Origin of the sequence: Arthrobacter sp. C2, from assembly GCA_024207135.1 — a bacterium.
In the GTDB taxonomy this organism is placed as follows: Bacteria; Actinomycetota; Actinomycetes; order Actinomycetales; family Micrococcaceae; genus Paeniglutamicibacter.
This window is the reverse complement of sequence record CP042428.1, coordinates 3,820,615-3,832,212: the sequence shown is the minus strand read 5'-3', so window position 1 is coordinate 3,832,212 and position 11,598 is coordinate 3,820,615. Positions and strand designations below refer to the sequence as shown.

The 11,598-nt window shown below is 65.3% G+C and carries 11 protein-coding genes; 6 read left to right on the top strand and 5 right to left on the bottom strand.

Annotated features, from left to right (window positions below):
• The first annotated feature begins 37 nt into the window (after positions 1-37).
• The gene (locus FPY90_RS17585; RefSeq protein ID WP_498682453.1) at positions 38-517 is read left to right on the top strand and encodes an RNA polymerase sigma factor; all 480 of its coding nucleotides are present in this window, start codon (positions 38-40) and stop codon (positions 515-517) included.
• Positions 514-1,104, top strand: a complete 591-nt coding sequence (locus FPY90_RS17580; RefSeq protein WP_498682452.1) for a methylated-DNA--[protein]-cysteine S-methyltransferase — start codon at positions 514-516, stop codon at positions 1,102-1,104. The genes FPY90_RS17585 and FPY90_RS17580 overlap by 4 nt, the downstream gene beginning before the upstream one ends.
• Positions 1,105-1,292: 188 nt before the next feature.
• On the opposite strand, the gene FPY90_RS17575 is transcribed toward FPY90_RS17580, so the two are convergent.
• Together FPY90_RS17575 and FPY90_RS17570 are read right to left on the bottom strand one after the other, a co-directional pair.
• Positions 1,293-3,827, bottom strand: a complete 2,535-nt coding sequence (locus tag FPY90_RS17575) for an ABC transporter permease (protein ID WP_498682451.1) — start codon at positions 3,825-3,827, stop codon at positions 1,293-1,295.
• A 3-nt stretch (positions 3,828-3,830) separates the two neighbouring features.
• Positions 3,831-4,583: an ABC transporter ATP-binding protein gene (locus tag FPY90_RS17570; protein ID WP_498682449.1), complete on the bottom strand. Its 753-nt coding sequence runs from the start codon at positions 4,581-4,583 to the stop codon at positions 3,831-3,833.
• Positions 4,584-4,709: 126 nt separating this feature from the next.
• Here FPY90_RS17570 and FPY90_RS17565 point away from each other — a divergent pair, with 126 nt between their 5' ends.
• A complete protein-coding gene (locus FPY90_RS17565) occupies positions 4,710-5,267 on the top strand; it encodes a VanZ family protein (protein ID WP_498682447.1) in 558 nt (185 codons plus the stop codon).
• A 241-nt stretch (positions 5,268-5,508) separates the two neighbouring features.
• On the opposite strand, the gene FPY90_RS17560 is transcribed toward FPY90_RS17565, so the two are convergent.
• Together FPY90_RS17560 and FPY90_RS17555 are read right to left on the bottom strand one after the other, a co-directional pair.
• Positions 5,509-6,423, bottom strand: coding sequence for a cation diffusion facilitator family transporter (locus FPY90_RS17560; RefSeq protein WP_071216055.1), 915 nt, complete (start codon positions 6,421-6,423; stop codon positions 5,509-5,511).
• On the bottom strand, positions 6,420-6,818 hold the full coding sequence (locus FPY90_RS17555) for an ArsR/SmtB family transcription factor (protein WP_498682445.1): 399 nt from the start codon (positions 6,816-6,818) through the stop codon (positions 6,420-6,422). Before FPY90_RS17555 ends, FPY90_RS17560 begins: the two co-directional genes overlap by 4 nt.
• Positions 6,819-6,882: 64 nt before the next feature.
• Between FPY90_RS17555 and FPY90_RS17550 the strand changes: the two genes are divergently transcribed.
• Complete coding sequence (locus tag FPY90_RS17550; protein WP_498682443.1) at positions 6,883-7,479, top strand: DNA-3-methyladenine glycosylase I; 597 nt, start codon at positions 6,883-6,885, stop codon at positions 7,477-7,479.
• A complete protein-coding gene (locus tag FPY90_RS17545; RefSeq protein WP_498682441.1) occupies positions 7,476-8,327 on the top strand; it encodes a DNA-3-methyladenine glycosylase family protein in 852 nt (283 codons plus the stop codon). The genes FPY90_RS17550 and FPY90_RS17545 overlap by 4 nt, the downstream gene beginning before the upstream one ends.
• 82 nt (positions 8,328-8,409) lie before the next feature.
• Here FPY90_RS17545 and FPY90_RS17540 read toward each other — a convergent pair whose 3' ends face one another.
• Positions 8,410-9,078 carry a biliverdin-producing heme oxygenase gene (locus FPY90_RS17540; RefSeq protein WP_071216059.1) on the bottom strand — a complete coding sequence of 223 codons (669 nt, stop codon included), beginning with the start codon at positions 9,076-9,078 and terminating at the stop codon, positions 8,410-8,412.
• Between the two features lie 264 nt (positions 9,079-9,342).
• Here FPY90_RS17540 and FPY90_RS17535 point away from each other — a divergent pair, with 264 nt between their 5' ends.
• Positions 9,343-11,442, top strand: coding sequence for an HtaA domain-containing protein (locus FPY90_RS17535; protein ID WP_498682439.1), 2,100 nt, complete (start codon positions 9,343-9,345; stop codon positions 11,440-11,442).
• Positions 11,443-11,598: the final 156 nt, after the last annotated feature.

Sequence of the window (11,598 nt, the reverse complement as noted above, 5' to 3'; positions counted from 1 at the left end):
ACATAATGGTGCTCCGGGGCGTTTACAGGGTGTGGAGATGACAACGAACCCCGCCTTCGAGCTGGTGGTGCGCAGGCACGGCACCTCGGTGCTGCGCATGTGCACCGCCCTGCTGGGCCCGGGACCCGATGCGCAGGACGCCTGGAGCGAAACGTTCCTGGCGGCCCTGCGTGCCTACCCGTCCCTGGCCGCCGGAGCCAATATCGAGGCGTGGCTCATCACCATCGCCCGGCACAAGGCCATCGACATCCTGCGCGCCAACCACCCCGTCCCCATGGACGAGCTCCCGGATTCCGTGGTGCTCCCCGAGCTCACGGGCCACCTGGAAATGCTGGATTCGCTGGCCTCGCTGAGCGAGCTGCAACGCAAGGTCATCGGCTACCACTATCTGCTCGGGTTCCCGTACGCGGACATCCCGGCGTTCCTGGGCGGCAATCCCGCATCGCTGCGCCGGGCCGCCGCGGACGGCATCAAGGCCATGCGCGGCCAACACCACGAAGCGGAGGAAGAATCATGAGCGAACTTGCCATGCACGAGATGGATGTCCTGCGGAGCCAGCTGGCCGAACGGGCCGCGGCCGAGGGGCTGATCGATGTTTCCTACCGGCTGGTGGACTCACCGGTGGGGCAGCTGATGCTTGCCGCCACGGAGCGCGGGATCGTGCGCGTCGCCTTCACCGCGGAGGACTTCGACGCGGTGCTCGGCACCCTGGCGCAGAAGGTCGGGGTGCGGGTGCTGCACCGTGCCGCACCGCTGGATGCGGCGGCGGCCCAGCTCGACGAATACTTCGCGCATTCGCGGACGGGCTTCGAGTTGTCCCTCGACCACCGGCTGTCCAGCGGCTACCGCTTGGAAGTGCAGCTGGCCCTGCCGAAGATCGGCTACGGGCACACCGTCAGCTACAAGGAGATGGCTGCGCTGACCGGTCGCCCGGCGGCGGTGCGTGCGGTGGGCACCGCGTGCGCCACCAACCCGCTGCCGATCCTGGTTCCCTGCCACCGGGTACTGCGCAGCGACGGGTCCCTGGGCGGCTACCTCGGCGGCCTGGAGGCCAAGAAGGTCCTGCTCGATCTCGAACACGACCCCGGCACGCGCGGGGACTAGCCCGATTCGCGGCCCTTTCGGCACGGTGGGAGTGCACGGGGCAGCAGCCATCACGAAGCATGCCTGGCCCAACGGGCTGCACCGACCGGCGTTCGATCGCCAGGTTTCCTCCTACCGGGGCACGCCGAAGGGCCGGTCACTTCATGGTGAAGTGACCGGCCCTTCGGCGAACCAGCTGCCCCTTGGCGCTATTCGCTGGCCAGCCCTTGCACCGGGGCAAGCTTCGCGGCCCGGCGGGCCGGGACGATCGAGGCGGCAAGCGCCGCAACCACCGACACCGCGATCACCCCGGCCAGTTGCGGCCACGGGATGGACACGTTCATGGCACCGAAGGCGCCCATGACCGACTGCGCGCCGAGCAGGCCGTAGGCCGATCCGAGCAGCACGCCCAGCAGGGCCGCGACCCCGCCGATCAGCACGGCCTCGGTGGCCAGCATCTTCTTGAGCTGTCCCCGGGTCAGGCCCAGCGCGCGCAGCAGCGAGTTCTCCCGGGTCCGCTCCAGCACCGAGAGGCTCAGCGTGTTGGCCACGCCGATCAGCGCGATCAGCACCGCGACGGCCAGCAGGCCCGAGACGATCATCAGCAGCATGTCGATGACGGTGTTGAACATCTGCTTTTCCATGACCCCTCCGCCCACGGCGTACTCCTCGACGTTCAACTCGTCGGCGATGTCGGTCTGCAGCGTGCGAAGCTCCGCATTGCCCAGCGAATCATCGACCTTCAGCCACAACACGGTGCGGGCGTTGGCGTCCTTGGCCACCGATTCCTTGGTCACTCCAAGCATGGAGGTCGCGGTGTCCCAACCAACGGCCGGCTGCAGCGAGTTGCTTTCGGTGATGAGCATTTCCAGCTTGCCGGTCTTCCCGCCGAAGCCGGTGGCCTCCATGGTCTTGCCCTCGTTGTTGGAGGAGACCAGGACCTGGCCGGCGGCCGGGACCTGGCTGCCGTTGTTGAGCACGGATTCGAGTGACCCGGGGTCGGTGGCGAAGAGTTCCTGGCCGCTCTTGGAGTTTCCCACCGCGGTGAGTTCCGCCAGGTCCTGGACGCCGTTCATGGCCTTGACCTTGGCCAGGGACTCGGCGGGGAAGGTGGTGCCGGAGTAGTCGTTGACCTCGACGTCCACCAGGTATTCGCTGCCCAGGGCAGCGTCCAGGGACGCCTTGGCCGTCTGCGCGCCGACCATCATCATGGACACGAGCGTCACGCCGATCAGCAGCGCCGTGGCGGTGGCGGTGGTGCGCCCGGGGTTGCGGACCGCGTTGAGGCTGGCCAGCTTCCCCGGCACGGTTCCGCCGGAGGTGAGGGCACCGATCGCCGAGACGGTCTTGGGCAGGAAGAGCGAGCCGAGCATCAGCACGCCCGGGAAGGAAAGCACTCCGCCGCCGAAGGCGATGAGGATGTCCCCTTCGGCTGCGCCGTAGGCAAGTGCCGCGGCGCCGGCGGCCACCAGCAGCGCACCGAACACGATGCGCACCTTGCCGGCCTTGTTTCCCACGGCGGCGTCGTCGGCCGGGCGCAGTGCCGCCAGCGGGGAGACCCGCATGGCCTTGCGGGCAGGCATCCATGCGGCCACCAGGGTGATCGCGGTTCCGGCCACGATGGGCACGATGACGGCCTGCGGGTTGACCGCAAGGGTCGCGATGGACATCTCGGGCACCGTGGCGACCAGGATCTTGATCAGGGCCGCCATGATGCCGGTGGCCAGCAGCACGCCGGCGGCCGAGGCCAGCAGGCCGACCAGCAGGGCCTCGATGAGCACCGAGGAGCGGATCTGCGCCCGCAGCGCGCCCAGGGTGCGCATCAAGGCCAGCTCGCGGGTGCGCTGGGCGATGAGCACGGCGAAGGTGTTCATGACCACCAGCCCGGTGACCACCAGCGCGATCAGGGCAAAGACCAGCAACACGATCGTCAGCTGGTCGTTGCCGCCGGAGAACGCGGCGATGTCCTTGACGATCTGCTCGTCGGGGGTGTTGACCTGGAAGTACTTCAGGCCGGTTCCCTCGAGGGCGGAGGTGATCGGTGCCTTGAGCCCTTGCAGGTCGATCCCGTCCTGTGCGGCCACCACGATGCTGCCGTAGCTGGTCTCCCCGGGGCCGGAGAGCGCATCGAGCAGGGACTGGCCGATGGTCAGGTTCATGGCCGAGCCGGTCATCGGGTCGTTCGAGGCCGCGGTGATGCCCGAGACCTTGACCTGGCGGCTTATTTCCTTGCCTTCGGCGGTGGTGGTGCCGATCTCGAGGACGTCCCCCACGGAAATGTTGTATTCGCCGGCATAGGTGGCATCGATCGCCACCTGCTCGCTGCCGGTGGGCAGTGCCCCGGATTCAAGCACCGTGGAGCTGAGCTTCTTGTTGGTGGCCGCGGTGTTGGCCGAGGCGTAGTAGTCCCTGCCCCCGGCGTTGACGCTCACCCCGACATTGGCGGAGCCGTGGACGGCTGCCACGCCGTCGACGGATTCAATGGCCTTCAGGGCCTTGGGGCCAAGGACGTGGGTTTCGGGCTTGTCTTCGTCTCCCGCTGCCATGTCCATCATGTAGTCCTGCCCGATGACCAGGTCGGCATTGGCGTAGGAGGAACCAATGCTGTTTTTCAGGGTTTCGGTGGCCGAGGCGTTGACCATCAGGGTGGCTGCCAGGAAGGCGGTGCCGATCATGACTGCCAGGGTCACGGCGATGAAGCGCCGCGAGTAGGTCTTGAGGTTGGCTAGTGCGAGTTGCAGCACGACTTATGCACCCAACCCGGAAAGTGCCTGGGTGACCGTCTCGACGGTGGGGTCTTCGAGCTGGCCGACCAGCTCGCCGTCCTTCATCAACAGCACGGTGTCGGCGTAGGATGCGGCCACCGCGTCGTGGGTGACCATGATGATGGTCTGGCCCATCTCGCGGGTGGAGGAACGCAGCAACGAGAGCACCTCGGCTCCGGTGCGCGAGTCCAGGTTGCCGGTCGGCTCGTCGCCGAAGACCACCTCCGGGCGGGTGAGCAGGGCGCGGGCCACGGCCACGCGCTGCTGCTGGCCACCGGAAAGTTCGTGCGGCTTGTGGTTCAGGCGGTCCTTCAGCCCCAGGGTGGCAACGATGGTCTCCAGCCACGCCTTGTCGTGCTTCTTGCCGGCCAGGGCCAGCGGCAGCAGGATGTTGGCCTCGGCGGTGAGCGTGGGGACGAGGTTGAAGGACTGGAAGACGAATCCGACCTTTTCACGGCGCATCTTGGTCAATGCATCGTCATTCAGCGTGGAGATGTCTGTCCCGCCAATAAAGATCTGCCCGTTGTTGGCGTCGTCGAGGCCGGCCAGGCAATGCATGAGCGTGGATTTGCCCGAACCCGAGGGGCCCATGATCGCGGTGAACTTGCCGCGGACGAAGGAGACGTCGACACCGCGCAGCGCCTCGACGCGGGTGGTGCCCTCGCCGTAGATCTTGGTCAGGTTCGTGGCGTGGACAGCAAAATCGGTGCTGGTATGTGGTGCAGTAATGGTCATGGTTCCACGCTATGTTGCCGTTGGATGGTTTTGGATCATCCGCAGGGACCGTTTATTCCATCCCTTGGCTCATACTCGGGTATGAGACAGCACCTTCACAGGGTCCGGCGATAGGATCGCAAGCCTATGCTCTATTTCGCGGTTCCAACCGTTGCCCTGCTTGTTGTCGTCGGCCTGGCCGCAAGCGCAGCCCTGCTGGCGGTGTTGCTGCACTTCACCTCCCGCGGCCGCGAGCGGGCAGTGCGCAAGGTGCTGTTGGTGGCCCTCGCGGTGTGGACGGTGGGGTTGGCCGTGGCGGTACTTCCGGCGGCCCCGCAGCCGGATCCCTCAATCCCGACCGGAACCTTCAACTGGATTCCGTTCCTCGCGCACCAGGAACGCGACCTCGGAGTGGAGATGGTGGCGAACCTCGGGCTCTTTGCGCCTCTGGGGTTGGTGCTGGCCTTTTACTGGCGCCGGTTCGCGGTGCTCAAGACCACGGTCTTGGTGCTGGGGCTATCCGCCTGCGTCGAGACCACGCAGCTGTTGCTGCGCAACAACCGCGCCTCGGATATCACCGACGTCATCACCAACACCGCCGGTGGATTTGCCGCGGCCCTCATCGGCTGGGCCCTGGTGACCGCTGCCAGGCGCAGGCGGACCGTTTCCGATGCCGCCGCCCCGGAATCACTGCGCCAGCTGTAGCACCTCGCATTCCGCGTCCACCGGGTCCAGGAACGTGCTCCACAGCCAACTTGCCCGGTCGCCCGCATGCGGCCCGTCCCAAGACAGGTCCTACTCCGGGCCCGCGTCCTCCATCAGGACGTCGGGGCCATGCTCCAGGATCCGCACCGCAGGCACCGTTTCGATGCCCATCAGGCGCTGGGCGATGCTTCCCCGCCTCCTCCGTCGGTGAGGGGCTCAATGTACCGTTCGCGGCGTCGGCTCAGTCGTGCCGCCCATGCTCCGGGGTCTGGTGGCTGTACGACTCGATCTGGAAGGTGGAGTGCTCGATGCTCACCTCGAAGTGCTCGGCCACACAGGATTGCAATTCGCCCAGCAGGGTGGCCGCGGCACCGGTGTGGAACGCCGCGTCCTCGACGACCACGTGGGCCGAGAGGATCGGCAGGTTCGAGGCGATCTGGCTGGCGTGCAGGTCGTGGACGGCCAGCACCTGGGGGTGCGCAACCAGGTGGGCCCGGACATCCTCGAGGTCAAGTCCCTTGGGCGTGGACTCGAGCAGGATGTGTGTGGTCTCCCCCAGCAGCTTCAACGCGCGCGGGATGATCAGGATCGCGATCAGCATGGCGGCGATCGAGTCGGCCTGCATCCAGCCCGTGGTGGAGATGACGATCGCGGAGATGATCACGGCGACCGAGCCCAGGGCATCGTTGACGACCTCCAGGAAGGCCGCGCGCATGTTCAGGTTGTCGTCCTTGCCCGAAGCGAGGATCAGCATCGAGGCGACGTTGCCGAGCAGGCCGATGATGCCGAAAATGAGCAGCCCGCTGCCGGCAATTTCCGTCGGCTGGAAAAGTCGGCGGATGCCGTCGACGAGCGCGTAGACACCCACCCCGAGCAGCAGGGTCGACTGTAGCGTTGCCGAGAGCACCTCGGCGCGGCGGAATCCCCAGGTCCGCTTGGACGTGGGCTTGCGCATGATCAGTGTGGCAGCGGTGAGTGCCAGCAGCAGGCCGGTGGAATCGGTGAGCATGTGCGCGGCGTCAACCAGCAACGCCAGCGAGTTGGTCAGGAACGCACCGATGACCTCGGCCACGAGGATCGTCGCGGTGATGCCGAAAGCCCAGGCCAGTTTCTTCCTGTTGGTGGTTGCCGAGCCGTGGTCGTGGTCGTGGCTCATCGGCTGGCGCCTTCCTGTGCCGGGGCCGGGCCGTGGACCTCGGTGAAGTCGTGGGTGTCCAGTTCGTTCTCGTCGCTGGTGCCGATGTAGTGGTTCGCATCGCCGAGCAGGTCGAGCAGCAGCCGCGGGTTGGCCAGCGAGAACATGCTGGCCCGTCCCTGCGCGCGCGAAGTCACCAGGCCGCAGTCGCGCAGGCACGACAGGTGGGCGCTGACAGTGCTTTGGGCCAGGCCCAAGTGGTCGGTGAGTTCCTTGACCTTGTGTTCCCCGGTACGAAGGTGGGCCAGGATCATCAGCCGCGTGGGGTCGGCCAGGCCGTGGAAGAGTGCCGCCGCCGCCGCATGGCTTTGGATGGCTTCGTGGCGCTCGTGGTTGACCCGATCTATCATCGTCATATTACGATGATATCGAATCATTGCGATAAAACAAACGGACGCAAGGCCGTGGCAGGATTGGAACATGAGCACCGGAATAATCATCGGCGACGACAACCTGGCCCGCCCGGCGTGGGCGGCGGCCGACCCAATGATGCGCACCTATTACGACACCGAGTGGGGCATGCCGGTGCGCGACGAACACGGGGTCTTCGAACGGCTGAGCCTCGAGGCGTTCCAGTCGGGACTTTCCTGGGCAACCATCCTGCGCAAGCGCGAAAACTTCCGAGAGGCCTTCGCCGCCTTCGATCCCGAGGTCATCGAGGGCTTCGATGAAGCCAAGGTCGAGGAACTCCTGGGCAACGCAGGGATCATCCGCAACCGCGCAAAGATCCTGGCGACCATCAAGAACGCGAAGGCCACCATCGCATTGCGCGAGGATGGCGGACTGGCCGAGCTCATCTGGTCGTTCCAACCGGATTCCACCCCGATGCCTTCCGCCATCGAAGAAGTCCCGTCCACCAGCCCCGAGTCCCTGGCCCTGTCCAAGGCGCTCAAGAGGCGCGGTTTCGCCTTCGTGGGACCCACCACCATGTTCGCGCTCATGGAAGCGCTTGGAATCGTGGACACACATCTTCTCGGCTCACACCGCCGCGGCACCTCGGGCGTCTGGCCGGCATGAGTTCGCGCTTCCTGGCATCCAACGGTCCGCTGGATCCCGGTCACATGATGCGCACGCTGGGCATCCACTCGATCCCCACGCTCGACATCCACGAGCCCGCCGAACGTCGACACACCCGGGTGATCGCCGTCGACTCCGGCCCGGAGGCCGTTGAGCTGGAGTTCGCCGTGGAGGGAGTCCAACTGACCTGCTCCGGGGCCAGCACCAACGACCTCGACCAGCTTGAAGCCGCGGTCCGCGCATGGCTGGACCTGGACTCGGATCTGTCCGGCATGCAGGCGTCGTTCTCCCCCGATCCCGTGCTTGGCCCGCTGGTCGAGGCCCGCCCGTGGTTGCGGCTGGTCGGCTATCTCAACGGGTTCGAGGCCGCCGCCACCACGATCCTGGGCCAACAGGTGACGCTGGCAGCAGGCAGGACGTTTGGCGGACGCTTTCTGTCAGCATACGGAAGCGAGGGCCCCGGCGGACTGCACCTCTTCCCGACGCCCGAGGCCGTGGTTGCCCAAGGCGTTGACACCCTGCGCGAAACCATCGGTTTGACCAAGACCCGGGCGGGCACGCTGTTCCTCATGGCGCAGGTGTTCGCCGACAAGGGTTTCACCGGAACGCCCGGCATCCCCCTGTCTCGCTCGGAACTGCTGGCCTTGCGCGGAGTGGGCCCATGGACCGCGGACTACCTGCAGATGCGCGGCCGAAGCGATCCCGATGCCTTTGTGCCCGGGGACCTGGTCGCGCGTCGGGCCCTGGACAGGATCACCGAACGCGAAGCGGCGGCGTTGGCAAGCTCGTGGGCGCCATACAGGTCCTACGCCATGGTCCACCTCTGGGCATCGGACGCCGTGGACTAAAGGAAGAAACGGGCCCGCAGGGAGTTACCAAACCCCGCGGACCCGACTTCCCTCCGACGGAATTGGAGTCCGCCGGCGACTGCTATGCCGACAGCAATGCCGACAGCTGTGATTGGGTGAGCAAATCCCTAAACAGCGCCTTGTTAAGCGTGAATCCCTTCGCCGCTTCTTCAAGCAGGGCCTCGGCCCGCTCGGGTGTCACCGCATAGTCGTTAAGCCTAGCGCGGTATTCGTCCTTGTAGGGCTTGTGTTTGTCGATCCCCTCAAAACGCCACATGGTGAGCGCTTCCTGGTCGATGCCGTAATGCCGACCCACGAGCCTGCGAATAATCTGGCCCCCGGAAAGATCCCCGAGATAGCGCAGATAGTGGTGCGCGACCAATCGCGCAGGCTCCTGGGCGGCGTCGCGGATGTGCCGGATGTAGTTGGCGGTTGCCTCGAGAGGTGCGGGGATGTCGGTGAACCCGTGGGCAGGGAGCAGCAATTCGAGATCATGGTGGATGTGTGCGGCACGCTCCAGCCGCAGGTCAAAGATCAGCGACAGCTCCGGGACCGTCGACAGGGCGCGGACTTCGGATTCCAGCGCTGCGTAGATGTAGGTGTATTGCGACAGCAGCAGCACATAGTCTCGCGGGGCCCTCGATCCGGCCATTAGCGTCGTGATGAATTCACTGGTTTCCGCCTCGCTGTGGTCCTTCTGGGTCACTTCGCGCAGCCGGGTGGCAAAGGTCTGTTCGTGTTCGCCGGGCATCTGACGTCACCTTTCATCGGGTTATGAATGCCATCCTAACCACGATGCAGGAAATAAGGAAACATCACAATGCCTATTTGCGATTAACCAAGGTTAGGCATACCTTAACAAGAGTCTTGCGTCCGAGGTTCGGCGCCCGTCTTGCTTGCCACCCGAAAGAGGTTTCAACCCATGCATCACCCTGCCCGGCACCGACTGCGAGCGATATTCGCCGCCGCCGGGGTCCTAGTCTTGTCTTCGATCGGCTTGACAGCCATGCCCGCCATGGCAGCGCCTGTCCCCACGATTTCCGTAACCCAGGTACCCGACGGTGGTGGTTCGGTCACCATCAAGGGTTCCGGATTCAACGGCGATCCAGGTATCTACCTGGGCGTCGGACCGCAGGGACTGCCAGGGTTCTATGCCGGCGCCGGAAGCCTGGTCGATGGCCTCACCCATTTCATTGGCAAGGGGCTGGAAGCCGGGAACTCGGACATGGGCCAAACCGCGCCCATGCGTGATGGCAGCTTCTCGATCACCGTCGCTTTGCCTGAGCAGCCTGAATCCGGGCTGGCGATCTACACGTCCAAGGCACACGGACAGGGCTTCAGCGATCCGTCACAGAACACCGTTACCAAGATTTCCTACGCCGAACCAATTCCCGTTGCCGACCCGAAGCTGGTGTCCACCAAGATCCCGGCCGGTGGCGGAAAAATCACGATTTCCGGAACCGGATACCTCGCCGTGGAGCCAGGAATCTACATCGGCGTCGGACCAGCGACCGCTCGCAGCTTCTATGCAGCTTTCGAGTCAGGGCAAATTGACCGCGCCGACGTACTTTGGGTTTCACCCAGCCGTACATCCGGCAGCGGCACTGCCCCGATGAAGGCGGATGGCTCGTTCAAGGTCACGTTCACCATTCCAGCAGGAACCGAGGATCTGGCCGTATTCACGTCCAAGGCACACAACCAGGGCAAAAGCGACCCCCGCCTCGATGCCAAGCTGTCCGTCGGGTCCGTTCCGGCACCGAGCCCGGAGCCGACCGAGGCGCCGAGCCCGCAACCCACCGAGGAGCCGACCAAGGCGCCGAGCCCGCAACCCACCGAGGAACCCGGCACCAAACCAAGCAGCGAACCCACCAATGCCGCCACGGCTCCAAGGCTCAGCACGACCAAGATCCCGGCCACGGGCGGCAAGGTCACCGTCACCGGTTCTGGCTTCTCCACCTCCGGCCCGGGAATCTATCTAGGCCTGGGCCCGGCAGGACTGCCCGATTTCTACAAGGCCTCCGAGCATCTCATAGAGGGATCAACCGTCTACATTTCCCGCACCAACACCGATGGCACCACCGCGCTGGGACGCACCTCACGACTGGACGCCGACGGCAGCTTCAGCGTCACCATCGATGTCCCCGCCCCATCGAAGAAGGCGCTGGCGCTCTACACCTCCATGGCCCACGGCCAGGGCGTGAACGACCCGTCGCAGAACGTCCAGCTCAAGCTCGCCTACGGACAGTCCCAGACGGCCACCGCTCCCCAAACCACACCGGGCACCAGGCCAAATGCCGACCCAAACGTTTCTGCAGTGCCCACCGCTGAGGCAGTCACAGCTGTGCCCAGCACTTCGGCAAGTCCCGCCACCGTGTCCAGGAAGCCGGTTTACAAGGAAGTCTGCACTGCCAACCAGATTTCCGGTGCAACCCTGAGCTGGGGGCTGAAGTCCTCCTTCAGGAACTACATCCGGTCCGGTGTCGCCAAGGGCGGCTGGACGTTGGGTTCTGTTACCTACTCGGGTTCGACATTCAACTTCGCTTCGGGTTCGGGCACCTTTGACAAAACCAAGCGCACTGGAACCGTGGGGTTTCCGGGCTCGATCCACTTCACCGGACATGACGGCACTTTGGATCTGAAGCTCTCCAATGTCCGCATCGCCCAAAACGGGCCTTCGGCCGGAACGTTGTATGCGAACGTCGCCTCGAGCGACACCGACGGAAAGAAGACCAACCGCAGCAACATCGCCTTCGCCACGTTGGATCTCTCCGGGTTGTCGGTTTCGGCCAACACCGTCTCGGTTTCCGGAGCCCCGGCCACATTGACCGCTGCGGGAGCCGCCGCCTTCGCAGGGTTCTACAACGCCGGCACGGCTCTTGACCCGGTCAGCTTCTCCTTCCCGTTGGGCAAGGCAAGCGGATGCTCCAATGTGCTGGTCAGCGCCGGCACGGGCATCTACGCAGGAACCGAACTCGACAATGAATCCGGGGTCGGCACCCTTGCCAGCACCGGCGCCGAATCGGCCATCGTGCTCTCGGTCGGCGGCGCCCTGCTGCTCGCCTCCGGGGCCGGCTTGCTGATGTTGCGCCGCCCGCGCCTCGTGCGCTCGCACTAAGAGAACATTCCATGGTGGTGGGCGGAGCGCGCTCCGCCCACCACCATTCATGCCCACATCCCCAAAGGTTTTCAAGTGAATCGTCGAACCGTTCTGGCCTTCTTGTGCGTCGGGTCCCTGTCATTGGCCGGCTGCACAGCGGGTGCCGAGACCCCA